The sequence below is a fragment of the Curvibacter soli genome (assembly GCF_029211125.1).
Taxonomy (GTDB): Bacteria; Pseudomonadota; Gammaproteobacteria; order Burkholderiales; family Burkholderiaceae_C; genus Curvibacter_A; species Curvibacter_A soli.
Window position 1 is genome coordinate 15,790 of the sequence record NZ_JARGEN010000077.1, and the last position, 22,899, is coordinate 38,688.

At 67.2% G+C, this 22,899-nt stretch carries 18 protein-coding genes, 1 tRNA gene and 1 pseudogene; 15 read left to right on the forward strand and 5 right to left on the reverse strand.

What is annotated here, in order from left to right:
* Positions 1–119 precede the first annotated feature (119 nt).
* The 3 genes from PY257_RS15440 to PY257_RS15450 form a co-directional block, all read right to left on the reverse strand.
* Positions 120–210, reverse strand: a tRNA-Ser gene (locus tag PY257_RS15440).
* A 70-nt stretch (positions 211–280) separates the two neighbouring features.
* On the reverse strand, positions 281–1,201 hold the full coding sequence (locus tag PY257_RS15445; protein ID WP_275743439.1) for an SPFH domain-containing protein: 921 nt from the start codon (positions 1,199–1,201) through the stop codon (positions 281–283).
* 51 nt (positions 1,202–1,252) lie between these two features.
* Positions 1,253–1,675, reverse strand: coding sequence for an NfeD family protein (locus PY257_RS15450; RefSeq protein ID WP_275743440.1), 423 nt, complete (start codon positions 1,673–1,675; stop codon positions 1,253–1,255).
* Positions 1,676–1,997: 322 nt separating this feature from the next.
* Here PY257_RS15450 and PY257_RS15455 point away from each other — a divergent pair, with 322 nt between their 5' ends.
* Positions 1,998–4,373: an arginine/lysine/ornithine decarboxylase gene (locus PY257_RS15455; RefSeq protein ID WP_275743441.1), complete on the forward strand. Its 2,376-nt coding sequence runs from the start codon at positions 1,998–2,000 to the stop codon at positions 4,371–4,373.
* A gap of 46 nt (positions 4,374–4,419) precedes the next feature.
* A pseudogene (locus PY257_RS15460) lies at positions 4,420–4,533 on the forward strand (cation diffusion facilitator family transporter); the annotation flags it as partial.
* Between the two features lie 108 nt (positions 4,534–4,641).
* Here PY257_RS15460 and PY257_RS15465 read toward each other — a convergent pair.
* Positions 4,642–5,193 carry a phosphonate degradation HD-domain oxygenase gene (locus tag PY257_RS15465; protein ID WP_275743442.1) on the reverse strand — a complete coding sequence of 184 codons (552 nt, stop codon included), beginning with the start codon at positions 5,191–5,193 and terminating at the stop codon, positions 4,642–4,644.
* A gap of 422 nt (positions 5,194–5,615) precedes the next feature.
* On the opposite strand from PY257_RS15465, the gene PY257_RS15470 reads away from it, so the two are divergent.
* The gene (locus PY257_RS15470) at positions 5,616–6,731 is read left to right on the forward strand and encodes a TIGR03364 family FAD-dependent oxidoreductase (protein ID WP_275743443.1); all 1,116 of its coding nucleotides are present in this window, start codon (positions 5,616–5,618) and stop codon (positions 6,729–6,731) included.
* A gap of 22 nt (positions 6,732–6,753) precedes the next feature.
* The gene (phnX, locus tag PY257_RS15475) at positions 6,754–7,566 is read left to right on the forward strand and encodes a phosphonoacetaldehyde hydrolase (RefSeq protein ID WP_275743444.1); all 813 of its coding nucleotides are present in this window, start codon (positions 6,754–6,756) and stop codon (positions 7,564–7,566) included.
* Positions 7,567–7,633: 67 nt separating this feature from the next.
* Here phnX and fabI read toward each other — a convergent pair whose 3' ends face one another.
* A complete protein-coding gene (fabI, locus tag PY257_RS15480; RefSeq protein WP_275743445.1) occupies positions 7,634–8,428 on the reverse strand; it encodes an enoyl-ACP reductase FabI in 795 nt (264 codons plus the stop codon).
* A gap of 47 nt (positions 8,429–8,475) precedes the next feature.
* On the opposite strand from fabI, the gene PY257_RS15485 reads away from it, so the two are divergent.
* The 11 genes from PY257_RS15485 (at position 8,476) to typA (ending at position 22,899) form a co-directional block, all read left to right on the forward strand.
* Positions 8,476–10,281 (forward strand): extracellular solute-binding protein, encoded by a 1,806-nt coding sequence (locus tag PY257_RS15485; protein ID WP_275743446.1) that lies wholly within the window; start codon positions 8,476–8,478, stop codon positions 10,279–10,281.
* Between the two features lie 11 nt (positions 10,282–10,292).
* On the forward strand, positions 10,293–11,324 hold the full coding sequence (locus PY257_RS15490) for an ABC transporter permease subunit (RefSeq protein ID WP_275743447.1): 1,032 nt from the start codon (positions 10,293–10,295) through the stop codon (positions 11,322–11,324).
* Positions 11,290–12,366, forward strand: coding sequence for an ABC transporter permease (locus tag PY257_RS15495; protein WP_275743448.1), 1,077 nt, complete (start codon positions 11,290–11,292; stop codon positions 12,364–12,366). Before PY257_RS15490 ends, PY257_RS15495 begins: the two co-directional genes overlap by 35 nt.
* Complete coding sequence (locus tag PY257_RS15500) at positions 12,363–14,018, forward strand: ABC transporter ATP-binding protein (protein ID WP_275743449.1); 1,656 nt, start codon at positions 12,363–12,365, stop codon at positions 14,016–14,018. The genes PY257_RS15495 and PY257_RS15500 overlap by 4 nt, the downstream gene beginning before the upstream one ends.
* 62 nt (positions 14,019–14,080) lie before the next feature.
* Positions 14,081–14,422: a thioredoxin family protein gene (locus tag PY257_RS15505; protein WP_275743450.1), complete on the forward strand. Its 342-nt coding sequence runs from the start codon at positions 14,081–14,083 to the stop codon at positions 14,420–14,422.
* 235 nt (positions 14,423–14,657) lie between these two features.
* Complete coding sequence (rimP, locus tag PY257_RS15510; RefSeq protein WP_275743451.1) at positions 14,658–15,248, forward strand: ribosome maturation factor RimP; 591 nt, start codon at positions 14,658–14,660, stop codon at positions 15,246–15,248.
* 91 nt (positions 15,249–15,339) lie between these two features.
* The gene (gene nusA / locus PY257_RS15515; RefSeq protein WP_275743452.1) at positions 15,340–16,824 is read left to right on the forward strand and encodes a transcription termination factor NusA; all 1,485 of its coding nucleotides are present in this window, start codon (positions 15,340–15,342) and stop codon (positions 16,822–16,824) included.
* A gap of 24 nt (positions 16,825–16,848) precedes the next feature.
* The gene (infB, locus tag PY257_RS15520) at positions 16,849–19,707 is read left to right on the forward strand and encodes a translation initiation factor IF-2 (protein WP_275743453.1); all 2,859 of its coding nucleotides are present in this window, start codon (positions 16,849–16,851) and stop codon (positions 19,705–19,707) included.
* Between the two features lie 5 nt (positions 19,708–19,712).
* Positions 19,713–20,084, forward strand: coding sequence for a 30S ribosome-binding factor RbfA (gene rbfA / locus PY257_RS15525; RefSeq protein WP_275743454.1), 372 nt, complete (start codon positions 19,713–19,715; stop codon positions 20,082–20,084).
* Between the two features lie 2 nt (positions 20,085–20,086).
* Positions 20,087–21,073, forward strand: a complete 987-nt coding sequence (truB, locus tag PY257_RS15530) for a tRNA pseudouridine(55) synthase TruB (RefSeq protein WP_275743455.1) — start codon at positions 20,087–20,089, stop codon at positions 21,071–21,073.
* Positions 21,070–22,899 (forward strand): translational GTPase TypA, encoded by a 1,830-nt coding sequence (gene typA, locus PY257_RS15535; RefSeq protein WP_275743456.1) that lies wholly within the window; start codon positions 21,070–21,072, stop codon positions 22,897–22,899. Before truB ends, typA begins: the two co-directional genes overlap by 4 nt.

Genomic DNA, 22,899 nt, shown 5'->3' on the forward strand with positions numbered 1-22,899 from the left:
GGTCAGAGTCCAGCCCTGAACGAGGCAATACGTCGGTGACTGATCCGTAGAACCAGACGTATAACGCAAGGGCAGAAAATTAAAAAAGCCTAAGTGGATCAACCACTTAGGCCATGTTCTGGCGGAGCAGGCGGGATTCGAACCCGCGGTGGGCTATTAACCCACACACGCTTTCCAGGCGTGCGACTTAAACCACTCATCCACCGCTCCGAAGCTCTCGATTCTAGCAGGCAGGGCACGGCGGCGAAGTGCCCCTGTGCCGCGCAAATCTGTGAGCCGCTCAGGAGGCTGCGGGGCGCCCGGCTTGCACCATCTTCATGGCCGAGGCAATGAGGGCCGACACTTCCGTCATGTTGCCGGGCACGATCAGCGTGGTGGTGGCGTCGGATGCCACCTGGCCATAGGCGTCCACCGCCTTTTCGGCCACCTTCAATTGCACGGCCTGTGCGCCACCGGGCTGCTGGATGGCCAGGGCGATGCGCTCGATGGCCTGGGCTGTCGCTTCGGCCACGGCGGTGATCGAGACGGCTTCGCCCTGCGCCTTGTTGATGACGGCCTGCTTCTCCCCTTCAGAGCGGGCGATGAAGGCCTCGCGCTCGCCGGTGGCGATGTTGATCTGCTCCTGGCGCCGGCCTTCGGATGCCGCGATCAGCGCACGCTTCTCGCGTTCGGCGGTGATCTGCTGCTGCATGGCGTGCAGGATTTCCTTCGGGGGCGTCAGGTCCTTGATCTCGTAGCGCAGCACTTTTACGCCCCAGTTCAGCGCGGCCTCGTCGATGGCGGTCACGATCTGGGCGTTGATGATGTCGCGCTCCTCGAATGTCTTGTCCAGCTCCAGCTTGCCGATCACGCTGCGCAGCGAGGTCTGGGCCAACTGGGTCACGGCCATGATGTAGTTGCTCGACCCGTAGCTCGCGCGCATCGGGTCGGTCACCTGGAAGTACAGGATGCCGTCCACCTGCAGTTGCGTGTTGTCGCGCGTGATGCAGATCTGGCTGGGAACGTCGAGCGGGATTTCCTTCAGGTTGTGCTTGTAGGCCACGCGGTCGATGAAGGGCATGAGGAAGTTGAGGCCCGGTGTGAGTGTGCCCGCGTATTTGCCCAGCCGTTCTTTGACCCAGGCGTTCTGCTGTGGAACGACCTTGATCGACTGGGTGATGAAGATGACTGCGATGACGAGCACAACGATGGCGATTTCCAAGTGGGCCTCCCGGGGTGTTAGTAGATGAATGTCGATGCGGTGCGGCCGCCGTCACATGCGGTCCAGCAGCAGGCGGCTGCCCACTACTTCCACGATGCGATGGAGCCCGGGCTGCGCGCTGGCGCCGGGCCGCAGGATGGCGGTCCACAGCGTGCCGCGGTAGCGTACCTGCGCGGTGGCGTCGGGGGCCCAGGCATCCACCTGCACGTGTTCGCCCACGTCTAGGCCGGCGTCGAGCCTGGCGTTGGTGCGGCCCGTGCCCTTGCGGCGCTTGCCGTAGTAGCACAGCAGCACCGCGCCGCCGCCCACGAGCGCGCTGGCGACGATCTGCGCGGGCGGCGGCAGGCCGGCATGGGCCGCGATGGCGCCTGCGGCCAACCCGGCTGCGATCATCAGCAGATAGAAAGTGCCGGTCAGCAGCTCGGCAACGACGGCGCTGCCGGTTGCCAGCCACCACAGGGTCGAATAAGCCATGGCCGCGATGCCCTTCCCCTTTTGAATTTGAATGATGTGCGCCGCATTGTGGAACAAAAGAAACGGGGGGCCAAGCGCGGTCATCGTTATTCCTTACACTTCGCGCCTGTTTCGGTTTTGCCGCCCTGGTGCAGTGTTCGATGCTTGGCGGCACCAATAAAAGCGATGCGTTTTGGCGCAGGGCAAGGCGCAAACCACAGCGATAGCCGTAGCTATCGCGAGGATTTGCAACGCCGCCATGCGTCAAAAGCTGCGGTTTTATGTGCTGCTCAGCGTTGAACACTGCACTAGAACCTGTTCGCGATCTCCTGGAGCCCTGCGCATGAAATTCCGTTTCCCCATCGTCATCATCGACGAAGACTTCCGCTCCGAGAACACGTCGGGGCTGGGCATCCGCGCGCTCGCGCAGGCCATCGAGAGCGAGGGCTTAGAGGTGCTCGGCGTGACCAGCTATGGCGATTTGAGCCAGTTCGCGCAGCAGCAAAGCCGCGCCAGCGCCTTCATCCTGTCGATCGACGACGAGGAGTTCACGCCCGGCCCCGACCTCGACCCCGCGGTGCTGAACCTGCGCACCTTCATCGAGGAGGTGCGGCGCAAGAACCTCGACGTGCCGATCTACGTCTATGGCGAGACCAAGACCTCGCGCCACATCCCCAACGACATCCTGCGCGAGCTGCACGGCTTCATCCACATGTTCGAGGACACGCCGGAGTTCGTGGCGCGCCACATCATCCGCGAGGCCAAGAGCTACCTCGAAGGCGTGCAGCCGCCGTTCTTCAAGGCGCTGCTCGACTATGCGGAGGACGGCTCGTACTCCTGGCACTGCCCCGGCCACTCGGGCGGCGTGGCCTTCCTGAAAAGCCCGGTGGGCCAGATGTTCCACCAGTTCTTCGGCGAGAACATGCTGCGCGCCGATGTCTGCAACGCGGTGGAAGAGCTGGGCCAACTGCTCGACCACACCGGCCCGGTGGCCGAGAGCGAGCGCAATGCCGCGCGCATCTTCAACGCCGACCATTGCTTCTTCGTCACCAACGGCACCAGCACCAGCAACAAGATGGTGTGGCACCACACGGTGGCGTCGGGCGACGTGGTGGTGGTGGACCGCAACTGCCACAAGTCGATCCTGCACGCGATCATCATGACCGGGGCCATCCCCGTGTTCCTGAAGCCCACGCGCAACCACTTCGGCATCATCGGCCCGATTCCCAGGAGCGAGTTCGAGCCCGACACCATCCGCGCCAAGATCGCGGCCAACCCCCTGCTGGCGGGCGTGGACCCGCAGACCGTCAAGCCGCGCGTGCTGACGCTCACGCAGTCCACCTACGACGGCGTGATCTACAACACCGAAACCATCAAGGGCCTGCTCGACGGCTACGTGGACAACCTGCATTTCGACGAGGCCTGGCTGCCGCACGCGGCCTTCCACCCGTTCTACGGCACCTACCACGCCATGGGCAAGAAGCGCGTGCGCCCCAGAAGCTCGGTGGTCTACGCCACCCAGTCCATCCACAAGCTGCTGGCGGGCATCAGCCAGGCCAGCCACGTGCTGGTGCAGGACTCGCAGACCACCAGGCTCGACCGCCCGCTGTTCAACGAAGCCTTCCTGATGCACACCAGCACCAGCCCGCAGTACGCCATCATCGCCAGTTGCGACGTGGCCGCGGCCATGATGGAGCCGCCCGGCGGCACTGCGCTGGTGGAAGAAAGCATCCTGGAGGCGCTGGACTTCCGCCGCGCCATGCGCAAGGTGGAGCAGGAGTTCGGCAAGGACCAATGGTGGTTCAAGGTCTGGGGGCCGGACAAGCTGGTGGAAGAGGGCATCGGCCGGGCCGACAACTGGATCATCCGCGGCAACGGCACCAGCGCCAAGAGCTGGCACGGCTTCGGCAAGCTGGCCGACGGCTTCAACATGCTCGACCCGATCAAGTCCACCATCGTCACGCCGGGGCTGGACATGAACGGCAGGTTCGCCAAGACCGGCATCCCCGCGAGCATCGTCACCAAGTTCCTGGCCGAGCACGGCGTGATCGTGGAGAAGACCGGGCTCTACAGCTTCTTCATCATGTTCACCATCGGCATCACCAAGGGCCGCTGGAACACGCTGCTGACCGCGCTGCAGCAGTTCAAGGACGACTACGACAAAAACCAGCCGATGTGGCGCATCCTGCCGGAGTTCTGCCAGCAGCACAAACGCTACGAGCGCATGGGCCTGGGCGACCTGTGCCAGCACGTGCACGAGATGTACGCCAGGCACGATGTCGCGCGCCTGACCACCGAGATGTACCTGTCCGACCTGACGCCGGCCATGAAGCCCAGCGACGCCTTCGCCCACATCGCGCACCGCAAGACCGAGCGCGTGGAGATCGACCACCTCGAAGGCCGCATCACCACCAGCCTCATCACGCCGTACCCGCCGGGCATCCCGCTGCTGATCCCCGGCGAGGTGTTCAACAAGAAGATCGTGGACTACCTGAGGTTCTCGCGCGAGTTCAATACCCAGTGCCCGGGCTTCGAGACCGACATCCACGGCCTGGTCGAGATCGAGGACGAGATGACCGGCAAGGTGCGCTACTACGCCGACTGCGTGGCGGATGCGAGTTCCGCCGGCAAGCTGGCGGCCAAGAGCCATACATCCGCGCCGCGTGCGGAAGAACTGGTGCAGGTGGGCAGCGACGGCCCCTACGGCCGCACGATCTAGTGCAGTGTTCGATGCTATGCGGCACCAATAAAAGCGATGCGACACAGTGGTCACCATCGCGCTCAAGACGGCGGCATGGCATGCCACCGCGTCGATTGGCCTGCTGTCGGATGCGATGGAGTCTTGCGTCAACCTGGCCGGCGCGATATTCGCGCTGGCTTGAGCCGGCCGGACGGGCGGATACTCCCTGCATGCTTGGCCTGTGGCGCCCATGAATCCTGGGATTTATGACGATACTCCCCCATATTCCACCATCTGATGTGCTGGCTCAGCCCGCCAGCCGGCAGCGGGCCGCGCGTTCGAGGTAGTGCGCCAGCGGCGGCGTCAGCAGGCCCGGCTGCTTGGCCGCGTCGTCCCAGCGCCGCAGGCGCACGGCCTCGGCGGCGTGCGGGCGGTCCATGAAGCCGTGGGCTTGCGCCTCGTCGAAGATGCCGCCTTGCAACACCAGGCTGCGCCTGGAGTCTTCCGACAGGCCGGCCCAGTAGTCCGGGCGCGTGGCGCACAGGTAGCGCTTGGCATCCACATGCCAGCGGATGGCGTCGAGTACGCGCTCGGGGAACAGGCCGCGCAGAAAGGGCAGGGCATGGAACTGGTGCAGGTCGTCCACGCCGCGCAGCGTGGGCGTTTCGCCTTGGTCGTTGAGCATGTGCCCCAGATCGTGCAGCAGCGCGGCGGTAACCAGTTCATCGTCGGCGCCTTCCTGCTCGGCGAGCATGGCGCATTGCAGCGCATGTTCCTGCTGCGTGACCGGCTCGCCGCTGTACTGCGCGGCGCCTTTGTGCGCGAACAGGGCGCTGATGTCGGACAGGTTCGGCGTCATGGTTCAACCTGGAACCGGCAGGTGCATAGCGCTCTCACCCATGAGGTGAACGCCATCGAAGCCATAAAGCGTTGTTGATTTCATGCGGCCTGGCAAGGGATACGAAGCGGTCAACTGCCGTTTCCAGGTTCGAGCGGCCTGCAGGCGGCGGGCCGCGCCACGGCCTGCCGATGGCGGCAATGGGCCGGCGTGCGCCCGCGGCTGTTCATGGCGTGCCCGAACATGGCCTGCCCCGCGTGCATTGGGGCCGTGCCATTGGGGCCGTGCAATGGCGGTGTGCGGCGAGAGCTTTTCTTGACCATGGTGGAATCCTGTTGCGCATGGGGTGGATTGTCTACGGCCTCCGATTTTGCTTGGGCCATGTGTCACATTCGCATCATGCGGTGCCGCCACAGTGCTCCGTTTTTCGACAAAGGGCTTTCATGGCGAACTTCGATCTCGTCGTCGTCGGGGCCGGCATCGTCGGCCTGGCGCATGCCTACACGGCCGCGCGCAAGGGCCTCAAGGTCTGCGTGGTGGAGAAGGATGCTGCCTGCATCGGTGCCTCCATCCGCAACTTCGGCTTCGTTACCGTCACCGGCCAGGGCGCGGGCGACACGTGGCGCCGCGCCCGCCGCACGCGCGACATCTGGGCCGAGGTGGCGCCGCAGGCCGGCATCGCCGTGTTGCACCGCGGGCTGTACCTCACGGCCTACCGGCCCCAGGCGCTCACGGTGCTCGAAGAGTTCATGGCGACGGAAATGGCCGAAGGCTGCGAACTGCTGGGCACCGAAGAGGCCGCGCGGCGCGCGCCCGTGCTGCGGCTAGACGATGCACAGGGCGTGCTCTACAGCCCGCACGAGATGCGCGTGGAATCGCGCACGGCCATCGGCCTGCTGGCCCGATGGCTGGCCGAGGCGCTGGGCGTGGCCTTCCGCTTCGGCGAGGCGGTGCTGGAAGTCGCCACGCCGCGCGTGCGCACGTCGCGCGCCGTGCTGCATGCCGAGCGCGTGGCCGTCTGCACCAACATCGAGATCAACGGCCTGTTTGCCGAGCGCATCGCGCCGCACCACCTGCGCCTGTGCCAACTGCACATGCTGCGCGTGCAGCCGCCCGCGGGCTTTCGCCTGCCGGGCTCGGTCATGGCCGATCTGAGCCTGGTGCGCTACCTCGGCTATAGCCAGCAGCCCGCCGCCGCGGCGCTGCGCACGCAGTTGGAGGCAGAGGAGGGCGAAGCCCTCGCCAACGGCATCCACTTGATCGCGGTGCAGAGCGCCGACGGCTCGCTGGTCGTGGGCGACTCGCACCACTACGGCCCGGTGCTGGAGCCCTTTGCCGAGCAGCGCGTGGACGACCTCATGCTGCGCCACATGCAGCAGGCCCTGAAGCTGCCCGGGTTCACCGTCACCGAGCGCTGGGTGGGCACCTATCCATCGTCTTCCACCACCGACTGCCTGATCGACGCGCCCGACGCCGCCACGCGCCTGGTCATCGTCACCAGCGGCACCGGCGCCAGTACCGCCTTCGGCATCGCCGAGGAAGTGTTCGCCGCCTGGTAGCCGCTTCGCCTACAAGGAACCCATGCGCGACCACCACAAGCTCCAGGCCGTCGTCTTCGACTGGGCCGGCACCATCATCGACTTCGGCTCCTGCGCGCCCATGGGCGCCTTCGTGCGGCTGTTCGCACAGTTCGGCATCGACCTCACCATCGCCGAGGCGCGCGGCCCCATGGGCATGGCCAAATGGGACCACATCCATGCCCTGGGCATGCTGCCGCGCATCGCCGCGCAGTGGCAGGCCCGGCACGGCAAACCCTTCACCGAAGCCGACGTGGACCACCTGTACGAAGTGTTCACGCCCATGAACGCCGCCGTGGTGCCCGACTTCTGCGACTTCATCCCCGGCGCGCTCGACACCGTGCGCGCGCTGCGCGCGCGGGGCCTGAAGATCGGCTCCACCACGGGCTACAACCGGCCCATCATGGAGGTCGTCAGTCCCATCGCCGCGCGGGGCGGCTACATGCCCGACAACCTGGTCTGCGCGGGTGACCTGGCCGAGGGCCGGCCCTCGCCGCTCATGATGTACCGCACCTTCGCCGACATCGGCGTCTGGCCGCCGCATACGGTGGCGAAGGTGGACGACACAGGCGTGGGCCTGCAGGAAGGCATCAACGCCGGCACCTGGGCCGTGGGCCTGGCCGTCAGCGGCAACGCCGCCGGGCTCACGCTGGCCGAATGGCAGGCGCTGGATGCCGCGGCCCGACAGCAGGTGCGCGAGGCCGCCAGCGCCAAACTGCGGGCCGACGGTGCGCACTACGTAATCGACAGCGTGGCCGATCTATGGCCCGTGCTGGAAGACATCGACCGCCGCCTGGCGCTGGGCGAGCGGCCTTGATGCTACTGTATTGATAGCTGCCAGCGCTTATGAATAAAGCGCTGGAGGCCTATTTTGCTTGCAGGAATCAAGCGGCAGCAGGCTCGGCCAGGCCGCCCACCACCTGGCTGAAGCCGCCGTCCACGTAGGTGATCTCGGCGGTCACGCCGCCGGCCAGGTCGCTGAGCAGGAAGGCCGCCACGTTGCCCACGTCCTCGATCGTGATGTTGCGGCGGAGCGGCGCCGCCTCGGCCACCGCGCCCAGGATCTTGCCGAAGCCCTTGATGCCGCTGGCCGCCAGCGTCTTCACCGGCCCGGCGCTGATGCCGTTCACGCGCATGCCCTTGGGGCCCAGGGATTCGGCCAGGTAGCGCACGCTGGCTTCCAGGCTGGCCTTGGCCAGGCCCATGGTGTTGTAGTTGGGCACCACGCGCAGGGCGCCCAGGTAGGTCAGCGTGAGCAGCGCCGATTTGTCGTTGAGGTAGGGCAGGGCGGCCTTGGCCATGGCGGGGAAGCTGTAGGCGCTGATGTCGTGCGCGATCTTGAAGCCCTCGCGCGAAAGACCATCGAGGAAGTCGCCCGCGATCGCCTCGCGCGGCGCGTAGCCGATGCTGTGCACGAAGCCGTCGAACCGCGGCCAGTGCCGCGACAGGTCGTCGAACAGCTTGCCGATCTGCGCGTCGTCGCCCACGTCGCAGTCGAACACCAGCGTGGAGCCGAACTCCGCGGCGAACTCGGTGATGCGGTCCTTGAAGCGCTCGCCCACGTAGCTGAACGCCAGCTCCGCCCCCTGTGCATGGCAGGCGCGGGCGATGCCGTAGGCGATCGAGCGGTTGGAGAGCACGCCCGTGATCAGCAGCTTCTTGCCGGTGAGAAAACCCATATATCCATCTCCGATAAAACGCATGAAAAATCCATCAGAATTGTCGCATGCGGATTTTTCTGGCCTGCCTGCTGCTCACCTGCGCCGTGCCCGCGTGGGCCGCCTACGGGTACGCCATCTGGGGCACGCTCAAGTACCCGCCGGGTTTCGCGCACTTCGCCTATGTGAACCCGGGTGCGCCCAAGGGCGGCGAGCTGCGGCTGGTAAGCAACCTGCGCCAGTCCACCTTCGACAAGTACAACCCCTTCACCATCAAGGGGGCCGCGCCGGCCTACCTGTCGGAGCTGGTGTTCGACTCGCTGCTCGCCGGCGCCCTGGACGAGCCCGGCGCCGGCTATGGCCTGCTGGCCGACAGCGTGGACGTGGCCGCCGACGGCCTTTCGGCCACCTTCCACATTCGCGCCGAGGCGCGCTTTCACAACGGCGACCCGGTGCTGGCCGAGGACGTGCGCTACACCTACGACACGCTCATGGGCCCGCACACGTCGCCGGCCTACAAGACGGTGCTGGAGGATGTGGCGGGGCTCGACGTGGTCGACCCGCGCACAGTGCGCTTTCGCTTCCGCAAGCCCAACCGCGAGCTGCCGCTGACCGTGGGCGGCCTGCCGGTCTTCAGCCACCAGTGGGGCGCGGGCAAGCCATTCGACCAGGTGGTGATGGACATGCCCATCGGCAGCGGGCCGTACAGGATCGGCCCGGTGCGCTTCGGCCGCGACATCACCTACGTGCGCGACCCCCACTACTGGGCGAGCGACCTGAACGTCAAGCGCGGCAGCAACAACTTCGACCGCGTCACGGTCAAGATATACAAGGACAACACCGCGCGGCTCGAAGCCCTGAAGGCCGGCGAGTTCGACCTGATGCGCTTCTTCTCCGCCGGCGACTGGGCGCGGCGCGTCACCGGCAAGCGCTTCGACAGCGGCGAGCTGGTCAAGGGCGAGTTCCGCCACCGCCTGCCCACCGGTTTCCAGAGCTATGTGCTCAACACCCGCCGCCCGCTGCTGCAGGACGTGCGCGTGCGCGAGGCGCTGGGCCTGGCGCTCGACTTCGAGTGGATGAACCGGCAGATGTTCTACAACGCCTACCAGCGCGTGAACGGACTGTTCGGCAACACCGACTGCCAGGCCGAGGGCCTGCCGTCGCCGGCGGAGCTGGCGCTGCTCGCGCCCTGGCGCGGCCAGATTCCCGATGCCGCCTTCGGCCCCATGACCGTGCCGCCGCGCACCGACGGCGACACCTCGCTGCGCGCCAACCTGCGGCGCGCGCGGGCCTTGCTGCAGGAAGCCGGCTGGCAGGTGAAGGACGGCGCGCTGCGCAACGCCCAGGGCCAGCCCATGGTGCTGGAGTACCTCGACAGCAACGAGGGCGGCGCGCGCGTGGTGACGCCCTGGGCGCGCAACCTGGAGAAGCTCGGCATCCAGCTGCGCTTCCGCCCCGTGGACTTCGCGCTCTACCAGCAGCGGCTCGACAAGTTCGACTTCGACATCACCTCGCTGGCCTACGGCGGCACCAACAACCCGGGCCAGGAGTTCGCCGACATGTTTGGCAGCAAGGCCGCGGCCACCGAAGGCTCGGGCAACTTCCCCGGCGTGGCCAGCCCTGCCGTGGACGCGCTGGTCCGCGCCATGACCGGCGCCAGCACGCGCGAGCAACTGCTGCCCGCCTGCCGCGCGCTGGAGCGCGTGATCGCGCACGGCCACTACCTCGTGCCGCAATGGAGCGCGCCCACGCACCGCATGGCCTACAACGCCTGGCGGCTGCAGCAGCCCGCGGGCGACATGCCGCCCTATGCCGGCGGCGAGGACTCGGTGATCGGCACCTGGTGGGCCCGGCCCGCGGTCCCGAAAGACTGAAAGCGCCCGCCATGTCCGCCTACATCCTCAAGCGCATCCTGCTCATGCTGCCCACGCTGCTGGGCGTGCTGCTGCTGACCTTCGTGGTGGTGCAGTTCGTGCCCGGCGGGCCGGTGGAGCAGTACCTGGCCGAAGCCCGTGCACACCCGGGCGGCGGCGGAGCCGAAGGGGGCGGCATGGGCTACCGTGGCGGGCAGGGCGTGGACCCGAAGCGCATCGAGCAGATCAAGGCCCTGTATGGCTTCGACAAGCCCGCGCACGAGCGCTTCTTGCAGATGCTGGGGCAGTTCGCACGCTTCGACCTGGGCACCAGCTTCTTCCAGAACAAGCCCGTGTCGCAGCTCATCTGGGAGAAGCTGCCGGTATCGATCAGCCTGGGGCTGTGGACCTTCTTCATCAGCTACCTGGTGGCCGTGCCCCTGGGCGTGGCCAAGGCCGTGCGCGCGGGCTCGCGCTTCGATTTCGCCACCACGCTGCTGGTGCTGGCGGGCTATGCCATACCGGGCTTCGTGCTGGGCGTGGCGCTGCTGGTCGTCTTCGGCGGGCAACTGCAGTGGTTCCCGCTGCGTGGGCTCACCTCGGCCAACTGGGACGAGCTGGGCTGGGGCGCGCGCATCATGGACTACCTCTGGCACATCGCGCTGCCGGTCACGGCCATGGTGCTGGGCAGCTTCGCGGTGACGGCCATGCTGACCAAGAACGCCTTCCTGGAGGAAATCCGCAAGCAGTACGTGCTGACGGCGCGCGCCAAGGGCCTCAGCGAGCGGCAGGTGCTGTGGAAACACGTGTTCCGCAACGCGCTGATCCCCATCGTCACCGGCTTCCCGTCGGCCTTCGTGGGCGCGTTCTTCACCGGCTCGCTGCTGATCGAAACCCTGTTCTCGCTCGATGGCCTGGGCCTGCTGAGCTACGAGAGCGTGATCCGGCGCGACTACCCCGTGGTGCTGGGCACGCTGTACCTGTTCACGCTGATCGGGCTGGTGACCAAGCTGGTTTCCGATTTGTCATATGTCTGGGTGGACCCGCGTGTCAAGTTCGACTAACCCGCCGGCGCCGCCGGCCAGCCTGTCCCCTGGCCGCCGCGCCTGGCTGCGCTTCAGGCGCAACCGGCTGGGCTACTGGAGTCTGCTGGTCTTCTGCGCGCTGGTGCTCGTGAGTCTGGCGGCGGAGCTGTTCTCCAACGATCGCCCTCTGGTGGTGCGCTACGAAGGGCAGACCTATTTCCCCATGCTGCGCGACTATCCCGAGAAAACCTTCGGCGGCGATTTCGACACGCACGCCGACTACCTCGATCCCTTCATCCGCGAGCGCATCACGCAAAACGGCAACTGGGCGCTCTACACCCTGAACCCCTACGGCCCGAACACGCTCAACTACTTCGCCAGGGAGCCCAACCCGTCGGCGCCCTCGCGCGACAACTGGCTGGGCACCGACGACCGCGGGCGCGACCTGCTGGCGCAACTGCTCTACGGCTTTCGCGTCAGCGTGCTGTTCGCGCTGGTGCTCACCATCACCGGCGTAGCGCTGGGCGTGGCCACGGGCGCGGTGCAGGGCTACTTCGGGGGCAGTATCGACCTGGCGTTCCAGCGCTTCATCGAGATCTGGGGCTCCATGCCCGAGCTGTACCTGCTCATCATCTTCAGCGCCATCTTCGCGCCCAGCGTGGCGCTGCTGCTGGTGCTGCTGAGCCTGTTCGGCTGGATGGGCCTGTCGGACTACGTGCGCGCCGAGTTCCTGCGCAACCGCCAACTCGACTATGTGAAGGCCGCGCGGGCCCTGGGGGTATCCAACTGGCAGATCATCCGCCGCCACATCCTGCCCAACAGCATGACGCCGGTGGTCACCTTTCTGCCGTTCCGCATGAGCGCGGCCATCCTCGCGCTCACCTCGCTCGACTTCCTGGGCCTCGGCGTGCCGCCCGGCACGCCGAGCCTGGGCGAGCTGCTGAGCCAGGGCAAGAACAATATCGACGCCTGGTGGATATCGCTTTCCACCTTCGGCGTGCTGGTGGCCACGCTGCTGCTGCTGACCTTCATGGGCGACGCGCTGCGCGATGCCCTCGACCCGCGGAAGGCGGACCGATGAGCGGAAATTCCCCCGCGCCCGGCACCGGCCCGGCCCCGCTGCTCGACGTGCGCGGCCTGCGCATCGCCTTCGCGGGCGAAGAGGTCGTGCATGGCATCGATTTCTCCCTCGCGCCTGGCGAGAAACTCGCGCTGGTGGGCGAGTCGGGCTCGGGCAAGACGGTCACGGCGCTCAGCCTGCTGCGGCTGGCGCAGGACGCGCAGGTCAGCGGCGCGGCGCGGTTCGCCCAGGGGGCGGGCGGTGCGATCGACCTGCTGACGCTGCCCGAACGCGCTTTGCGCACCGTGCGCGGCGGCGAGATCGCCATGGTGTTCCAGGAGCCGATGACTGCGCTCAACCCGCTCATGCCGGTGGGCCGGCAGATCGCGGAAGTTCTACAGCTAAAACAGGCTCTTTCGCCCGCGGAATCTGCGAAGGAAGCTATCGGATTGCTAGCAGATACCGGCATCGCGGAGCCCGCGCGGCGTGCCGGCGCCTATCCGCACCAGCTCTCGGGCGGCCAGCGCCAGCGCGCCATGATCGCCATGGCCCTGGCCAGCCGCCCCGCGCTGCTGCTGGCCGACGAGCCGACCACCGCGCTCGACGTCACGCTGCGCGCACAGATCCTCGAGCTGCTCTCCGGCCTGCAGCGCAGGACCGGCATGGCCGTGCTGCTCATCACGCACGACCTGCACCTGGTGCGCGGCTTTGCCGACCGCGTGGCGGTGATGGAGCATGGCCGCATCGTGGAGCACGGCCCGGTGGCCGAGGTGTTCGCCCGCCCGCAGCATCCCTATACGCGCAAGCTGCTCGCCAGCACGCCCCGGCGCGACGTGGTGGAGACCGCGCTGCCGCCTGGCGCCACGCCCGCCATCGAGGCGAGCGGCCTGCGCGTGGCCTACCCCGTGCCGGTGCCGGGCCTGCGCGGCTGGCTGCGCAAGGGTGCCTTCGTGGCCGTGCAGGGCGCCAGCCTGCGCCTGCCGCCGGGCCGCACGCTGGGCGTGGTGGGCGAATCGGGGTCGGGCAAATCCACGCTGGCGCAGGCCATCCTGGGTCTGCTGCCGCATGCGGGCGTGCTGCGCATCGCCGGCCAGGGCTGGCAGGGCGGCGGGCTGCGCAACACCCCGGCCAACCAGGCGCTGCGCCGCCGCGTGCAGGTGGTGTTCCAGGACCCGTTCTCGTCCCTCTCGCCGCGCCTGACGGTGGAGGAGATCGTGGAGGAGGGCCTGCGCGTGCACGAGCCGGCGCTCGACGCCGCCGCCCGCCGCCAGCGCGTGCTGGCCGCGCTGGCCGACGTGGGCCTGTCCGACGCGCAGTTCCCCGGCCTGCTGGCCCGCTATCCGCACGAATTCTCGGGCGGCCAGCGCCAGCGCCTGGCCATTGCGCGCGCGCTCATCGTGCGCCCGCAGGCGCTGGTGCTCGACGAACCCACCAGCGCGCTCGACGTGACGATCCAGCAGCAGGTGCTCGCGCTGCTGCAGCGGCTGCAGCGCGAGCGCGGCCTGGCCTACCTGCTCATCACCCACGACGTGGACGTGATCCGCGCCATGGCGCACGAGGTGATGGTGATGAAGGACGGCGCCGTGGTCGAGTCCGGCCCCGCGCTGCAGGTGCTGGACGCTCCTGCGCACCCCTACACCCAGCGGCTGGTGGCCGCCGCCGCGGTGGCGTGACGGCCCGGGCGATGCCGGTCGGCTTGGATTAGCATGCCTCTTTTTGCCGGGAGCGTGGATCCATGTCCCAATGGTGGGTGGTTTGCTTGTGCGCCGAATGGTGCGGCACATGCCGCGAATACCGCGCGGTGTTCCACGCCCTGGCGCGCCAGTACCCGCGCCTGCGGTTCGAATGGCTGGACATAGAGGACGAATCCGACATCGTCGATGAGCTGGACGTGCAGACCTTCCCCACGCTGTTGATCGCCGACGGGGCCCAGGTGCGCTTTCTGGGGCCCCTCACGCCGCCCGCCGAGGTGCTGGCGCGGCTGATCGAGCGCCTGCAGGCCCAGCCCGCGCCGGAGGCGCCGGCGGACGCGCTGGGCCAGCAGATATTCGAGCGGCTGCGGCAGGCGCGGGCCTGATGCCGGCGACGGCGCCCCGTTCTGTTCTTTGCCAAACCTGCCGTTCCACGCTACAATCGGGGTCTTCACGACCAAGCGGGCGGGTACCAACCGCCCGTTTTTTTTGGTCGTTCGTTTTTATTGAACGGGGGGCTTGCGCAAACATGTTTCCATCCCCGCCGGGTTTCGTGCCGGCGCTGGGTGCATCCTTTTTGCGTAAGTCGTATGAGAGCATTTTTGGAGAAGCTGGATCAAGGTGGCGCTGCAGCAGATAGTCGAACAAACCGTGGCCGGGCTGGGCTACGACCTGGTGGAGATCGAGCGCTCCGCCGGGGGGCTGCTGCGCATCACCATCGACATCCCCTGGCAGGGCGCGCAGGCCGCCGAGCAGTTCGTCACCGTGGAGGACTGCGAGAAGGTCACGCGCCAGCTCCAGTTCGCGCTGGAAGTCGATGGCGTGGACTACAAGCGCCTGGAGGTGTCGTCGCCCGGCATCGACCGCCCGCTGCGCCATGCGCGCGACTTCGAGCGCTTCACGGGCGCGGTGATCGACATCACGCTGAAGGAGCCGCTGGGTGTCGCCGTGGCCGATGGCCAGGTGAGAGCCAACCGCAAGAAGTTCCGCGGCACGCTGGAGCGCACGGGCGAGGGCGATGCCGCGGGCTGGCAGATCGTATGGAGCGACGCGCCACCCCCGAAGCCGGGCCAGCGCGTGAGCAAGAAGCGCGAGCCGGCGCCATTGCAGGCGCTCGGCTTTTCGCTAGACGAGTTGCGCGAGGCGCGGCTCGCCCCCATAGTGGATTTCAAGGGGCGCGGCGCCGGCCAGGGCGCCGTGGCGGGGGAATGACCGGAACCGAACGGATGCTGGAGCAGGACGGGTTGGGCACGAATGGCCGGGGCCTGGTCCTCGGATGAATGAGAAACAGGAGAGTCGTGGCATGAATCGCGAATTGTTGATGTTGGTGGAAGCCATTTCGCGCGAGAAGAACGTCGAGCGCGATGTGGTGTTTGGCGCGGTCGAGTCGGCTCTCGCCCAGGCGACGAAGAAGCTCTACGAGGGCGACGTCGACATCCGCGTGGCGATCGACCGCGACACCGGCGACTACGAGACCTTCCGCCGCTGGCACGTGGTGCCCGATGAGGCCGGCCTGCAACTGCCCGACCAGGAAATCCTGCTGTTCGAGGCCAAGGAGCAGATCCCCGACATCGAGGTGGACGAGCACATCGAGGAGCCGGTCGACTCCGTGCCCATCGGCCGCATCGGCGCCATGGCGGCCAAGCAAGTCATCCTGCAGAAGATCCGCGACGCCGAGCGCGAGATGCTGCTCAACGACTTCATGTCGCGTGGCGACAAGATCTTCACCGGCACCGTCAAGCGCATGGACAAGGGCGACATCATCGTCGAGTCCGGCCGCGTGGAAGGCCGCCTGCGCCGCTCCGAGATGATCCCCAAGGAGAACCTGCGCAGCGGCGACCGCGTGCGGGCCATGATCATGGAGGTCGACCTGACGCTGCGCGGCGCGCCGATCATCCTGTCGCGCTCGGCCCCTGAGTTCATGATCGAGCTGTTCCGCCAGGAAGTACCCGAGATCGAGCAGGGCCTGCTCGAGATCAAGAGCTGCGCCCGCGATCCCGGCTCGCGCGCCAAGATCGCCGTGCTCTCGCACGACAAGCGCGTGGATCCGATCGGCACCTGCGTCGGCGTGCGCGGCACGCGCGTGAACGCCGTGACGAACGAACTCGCCGGCGAGCGCGTCGACATCGTGCTGTGGAGCGAGGATCCGGCGCAGTTCGTGATCGGTGCGCTGGCCCCGGCCAACGTGTCCTCCATCGTGGTCGATGAGGAAAAGCACGCCATGGACGTGGTGGTGGACGAGGAGAACCTCGCCATCGCCATCGGCCGCGGCGGCCAGAACGTGCGCCTGGCGTCCGACCTGACGGGCTGGAAGATCAACATCATGGACGCCGCCGAGTCGGCCCAGAAGCAGGCCAGCGAGACCGATGCCAGCCGCAAGCTGTTCATGGAAAAGCTCGACGTGGACGAGGAGATCGCCGACATCCTGATCAACGAAGGCTTCACCAGCCTCGAGGAAGTGGCCTATGTGCCGCTGCAGGAAATGCTCGAAATCGAGAGCTTCGACGAGGACACGGTCAACGAGCTGCGCTCCCGCGCCAAGGATGCGCTGCTGACCATGGAGATCGCGCGCGAGGAAAGCGCGAGCGGGGTATCGCAGGATCTGCGCGACCTGGAAGGGCTCACGCCGGAACTCATCGCCAAGCTGGCGGAGCACGGCATCGACACCCGCGACGACCTGGCCGACCTTGCCATCGACGAACTCACTGAAATCACCGGCCAGACTGCCGATGAAGCCAAGACTCTGATCCTGAAGGCACGCGAGCATTGGTTCGCGGGTCAAGAGTAAAGATCATGGAGGCACGTACCGAATATGTCCAGCACCACCGTAGCCGAGTTCGCAACCGAGCTCAAGAAATCGCCCGACGTCCTGCTTGATCAACTCCGCTCCGCCGGCGTGTCCAAGTCCACCGTCACCGATGCACTGACAGATGCTGACAAGCAGAAGCTCCTGGGCTATCTGCAGGCCAGCCATGGCACCGCGAGCGCTGACCGCAAGAAGATCACGCTGGTGAAGAAGTCCACCAGCGAGATCAAGCAGGCCGACGCCACCGGGCGCGCCCGCACCATCCAGGTGGAAGTGCGCAAGAAGCGTACCTTCATCAAGCGCGAGGACGAGACGGAAGCCTCTGCGGGCGATGATGCCGAGGCGCCTGCCGTGGCGCGGCCCCCCGCTGCGACGGGCGTGCCGTCCCATGACCTCGTGCGCCGCGAGGAAGAGGCGCGCCGCCAGGCGGAGCTGATCCGCCGCCAGGAAGAAGAGCTGGTGGAAAAGCGCCGCGAGCGCGAGGAGCGCGAACGCCGCGAGCGCGAGGCCGAGGAGCGCGCTGCCGCCTATGCCGCGCAGGAAGAGCAGAAGAAGGCGCAGGTAACGGCCCAGCGCGAGGAAGCCACGCGCGAGCAGGCCCTGGAAGCCGCCGAACGCGCTGCGGCGCAGGCCGAGGCCCGCGCCAAGGCCGATGCCGAATCCCAGGCCCGTGCCGCCGAGGAAACCGCCCGCGCAGCCGATCTGGACGAACGCCGCCGCAAGGCCCTGGCCGAGGCCGAGGCCATCCGCGCCATGATGGCCACACCCAAGAAGGTGCTGGTCGCCAAGAAGCCCGAGGAAGCCAAGCCCGCCGCCGCCAAGACTGCTGGCGACACCAAGAAGGGCACGCTGCACAAGCCCCCGGCTGGCACCACTGCGGGGGCCCGTCCCGGCGCCGCCCCGGCACCCGCGGGTGCGGGCAAGGAAATCAAGTCCGCCAAGCTGTCGTCGAGCTGGGCCGGTGATCCGGCCAAAAAGAAGGAAATCAAGACCCGCGGCGACAGCTCCGGCGGCGTCGGGCGCAACAGTTGGCGCGGTGGCCCGCGCGGGCGCCGCGGCAACGACCGCGACCGCGACGAGGTGATGCAGTCCGCCCCGGCGGAGACGCGCGTGATCGAGGTGCACGTGCCCGAGACCATCACCGTGGCCGAGCTGGCCCACAAGATGGCGGTCAAGGCCAGCGAGGTCATCAAGCACCTCATGAAGCTGGGGCAGATGGTCACCATCAACCAGTCGCTGGACCAGGACACGGCCATGATTCTGGTCGAGGAAATGGGCCACAAGGCCATCGTGGCCGCGCTCGACGACCCCGAGGCCTTCACTGACGAGGAAGTGCAGCAGCAACTGGCCGAGGCCAAGTCGCGCGCCCCGGTGGTCACCGTCATGGGCCACGTGGACCACGGCAAGACATCGCTGCTCGACTACATCCGCCGCGCCAAGGTCGCCTCGGGCGAGGCGGGCGGCATCACGCAGCACATCGGTGCTTACCACGTCGATACGCCGCGCGGCACCATCACGTTCCTGGACACGCCGGGCCACGAGGCATTCACCGCCATGCGTGCGCGCGGCGCCCAGGCTACGGACATCGTGATCCTGGTCGTGGCCGCCGACGACGGCGTCATGCCGCAGACCAAGGAAGCCATCAAGCACGCCAAGGCGGCGGGTGTTCCCATCGTCGTGGCGGTCAACAAGATCGACAAACCCGATGCCAACCCAGAGCGCGTGAAGCAGGAGCTGGTGGTCGAAGAGGTGGTGCCGGAGGAATACGGCGGCGAATCGCCGTTCGTGAACGTATCGGCCAAGACCGGCGAGGGCGTCGACACGCTGCTCGAACAGGTGCTGCTGCAGGCCGAGGTGCTGGAGCTGACCGCGCCGGTCGAGGCTGCGGCCAAGGGCCTGGTGATCGAAGCACAGCTCGACAAGGGCCGCGGCCCGGTGGCCACGGTGCTGGTCCAGTCCGGCACGCTCAAGGTGGGCGACGTGGTGCTTGCGGGCCAGACCTATGGCCGCGTGCGCGCCATGATCGACGAGAACGGCCGTCAGACCAAGGATGCGGGCCCCTCCATTCCGGTCGAAATCCAGGGCCTGACCGAAGTGCCGCAGGCCGGCGACGAGTTCATGGTGATGGCCGACGAGCGCCGCGCGCGCGAGATCGCCACCTACCGCGCGGGCAAGTTCCGCAACACGAAGCTGGCCAAGCAGCAGGCCGCCAAGCTGGAGAACATGTTCTCCGACATGACGGCGGGCGAGGTCAAGACCCTGCCCATCATCATCAAGGCCGACGTACAGGGCTCGCAGGAGGCGCTGGCGCAGTCGCTGCTCAAGCTCTCCACCGACGAGGTGCGCGTGCAGGTGGTGTACGCGGGCGTGGGCGGCATCAGCGAAAGCGACATCAACCTGGGCATCGCGTCCAAGGCCATCGTGATCGGTTTCAACGTGCGTGCCGATGCCGGCGCCCGCAAGCTGGCCGAGGGCAACGGCGTGGACATCCACTACTACGACATCATCTACGACGCCGTGGACGAGCTGAAGGCCGCCATGTCGGGCATGCTGGCGCCCGAGCAGCGCGAGGAAGTCATCGGCACCGCCGAGATCCGCACCGTGTTCGTGGCCTCCAAGATCGGCACCGTGGCGGGCAGCTACGTCACCTCGGGCCTGGTGCATCGCGGCGCGCACTTCCGCCTGCTGCGCGACAACGTGGTGGTCTACACGGGCGAGATCGAGTCGCTGCGCCGCCTGAAGGACGACGTGCGCGAGGTCAAGGAAGGCTTCGAGTGCGGCATCAAGCTGAAGAACTACAACGACATCAAGGAAGGCGATCAACTGGAGTTCTTCGACATCAAGGAGATAGCGCGCACGCTGTGACCGCCATGCCCGCGAAGAAATCCGCCACGCCCAACCGCGCCTTCAAGGTGGCCGACCAGATCCAGCGCGATCTGACGGAGCTGATCGCGCGCGAGCTGAAGGATCCGCGCGTGGGCATGGTCACGCTGCAGAGCGTGGAGGTCACGCCCGACTATGCCCACGCCAAGGTGTTCTTCAGCCTGCTCCTGGGCGACCCACAGGAAACGCAGGATGCGCTGAACCAGGCCGCGGGCTTCCTGCGCAGCGGCCTGTTCAAGCGCCTGCACATCCATACCGTGCCCACGCTGCACTTCGTGTTCGACCGCACCACCGAGCGCGCCGCCGACATGAATGCATTGATCGCCAAGGCCGTCTCCTCGCGGGCGAAGGGCGACTAGCCATGCAAGCGCCTCGCACCAGGGTGCAGCGGCGCCCTGTGCATGGGGTACTGCTGCTCGATAAACCGCTGGGCCTGTCCAGCAACGACGCGCTGCAAAAGGCCAAATGGCTGCTGCGCGCCGAGAAGGCCGGCCACACCGGTACGCTGGACCCGCTGGCCAGCGGCGTGTTGCCGCTGTGCTTCGGCGCGGCCACCAAGTTCAGCCAACTGCAGCTCGACGCCGACAAGACCTACGAGGCCACGCTGCGCCTGGGGCAGAAGACCAGCACCGGCGATGCCGAGGGCCAAGTGATCGCCGAGCGGCCCGTGGCCGTCACGCCCGCGCAGGTGGCCGCTGTGCAGCACCAGTTCATGGGCGCCATCCGCCAGATACCGCCGATGTACAGCGCGCTGAAAAAGGACGGCAAGGCGCTGTATGAATACGCCCGTGCCGGTCAGGAGGTGGAACGCCTTGCGCGCGACGTGCAGATCAAGGCATTGAATCTGGCCCTGGCGCCTGATACACCTGCGCAGCAAGCTATCGAAATGATAGTAACCTGCAGCAAGGGCACCTACATCCGCACGCTGGGCGAGGACATCGGCGAGGCCCTGGGCTGCGGTGGCCACCTGACGCGCCTGCGGCGCGTGGCGACCGGGCATTTCCGGGTGGACGGGGCCATCGCGCTCGATGCGCTGGAGGCGCTCGACGAACCCGCGCGCCTGGCACGGCTCTTGCCCGTGGAATCGCTGCTGGCCGACCACATGCCCGTCACGCTGGCGGGCGAGGATGCCGGGCGCTTCCTTTCGGGCGTGCGCCGCCGCGGCGCCTGGGCCGACAGCGGGCGCGTGGCCGTGTTCGGCGCCAGCCCGCGGGCATTGCTGGGCACTGCGCGCGCGAAGGCGGGCGAACTGATACCGGGGCGGCTGTTGAGCCCCATCGAAATCCAACAGATTCTGGAAAACACGCACGGGGCCGCAGCGGTGCCGTGCACCAAGGAAGCACTATGAGTACACAAATTCGCAACATTGCCATCATCGCCCACGTCGACCACGGCAAGACCACCATGGTCGACCAACTGCTGCGCCAGTCCGGCACCTTCGCCGAGCACGAGAAGGTGGTCGACACCGTGATGGACAACAACGCCATCGAGCGCGAGCGCGGCATCACCATCCTGGCCAAGAACTGCGCCGTGAGCTGGCAGGGCACGCACATCAACATCGTCGACACGCCCGGCCACGCCGACTTCGGCGGCGAGGTGGAGCGCGCGCTGTCCATGGTGGACGGCGTGGTGCTGCTGATCGACGCGCAGGAAGGCCCCATGCCCCAGACCCGCTTCGTGACCAAGAAGGCGCTGGCCCTGGGCCTGCGGCCCATCCTGGTGGTCAACAAGGTGGACAAGCCCGGCGCGCGGCCCGACTTCGTGATCAACGCCGCGTTCGACCTGTTCGACAAGCTGGGCGCCACCGACGAGCAGCTCGATTTTCCCGTGGTCTACGCCTCGGGCATCAACGGCTGGAGCTCGCTGGAAGAAGGCAAGCCCGGTGAGCAGTGGGGCCCGGACATGTCGGCCTTGTTCAACACCATCCTCCAGCACGTTCCCGCGCACGCGGGCGATCCGGCGGCGCCGCTGCAACTGCAGATCTCCGCGCTGGACTTCTCCACCTTCGTGGGCCGCATCGGCGTGGGCCGCGTCAACGCCGGCACCGTCAGGCCCAACATGGACGTGCTGGTGATGGAGGGCCCGGATGGCAAATCCACCAAGGGCCGCATCAACCAGGTGCTCACGTTCCAGGGCCTGGAGCGCGTGCAGGTGACCGAGGCCGGCCCCGGCGACATCGTGCTGATCAACGGCATTGCCGACATCGGCATCGGCGTCACCGTCACTGACCCGGCCAACCCCGCGCCGCTGCCCATGCTCAAGGTCGACGAGCCGACCCTGACCATGAACTTCTGCGTCAACACCAGCCCGCTGGCGGGCCGCGAGGGCAAGTTCGTCACCAGCCGCCAGATCTGGGACCGGCTGCAAAAGGAGCTGCAGCACAACGTGGCCCTGCGCGTGAAGGAAACCGACGAGGACGGCATCTTCGAGGTTGCCGGCCGCGGCGAACTGCACCTGACCATCCTGCTGGAAAACATGCGCCGCGAAGGCTACGAGCTGGCCGTCTCCAAGCCGCGCGTGGTGTTCAAGGACGTGGACGGCGTGCGCTACGAGCCCATAGAGCTGGTCACCGCCGACATCGAAGAGCAGCATCAGGGCGGCGTGATGCAGGCGCTGGGCGAGCGCAAGGGCGAACTGGTCAACATGGAGCCGGACGGACGGGGCCGTGTGCGCCTGGAATACCGCATCCCGGCGCGCGGCCTGATCGGCTTCACCAACGAATTCCTGAACCTCACGCGCGGCTCGGGCCTCATCAGCAACATCTTCGACAGCTACGAGCCGCACAAGGGCGACATCGCCGGGCGTAAAAACGGCGTGCTCATCAGCATGGACGACGGCGAGATCTTCACCTACGCCCTGGGCAAGCTCGACGACCGCGGCCGCATGTTCGTGAAGGCCAACGATCCGGTATACGAGGGCATGATCGTCGGCATCCACAGCCGCGACAACGACCTGGTGGTCAACGCCACCCGTACCAAGCAGCTCACCAACTTCCGGGTCAGTGGCAAGGAAGACGCGATCAAGATCACGCCACCCATCGAACTCACGCTCGAATACGGCGTGGAGTTCATCGAGGACGACGAACTGGTCGAGATCACCCCCAAGAGCATCCGCCTGCGCAAGCGCTACCTGAAGGAGCACGAGCGCAAGCGTGCCAGTCGCGACGGGGCTTGA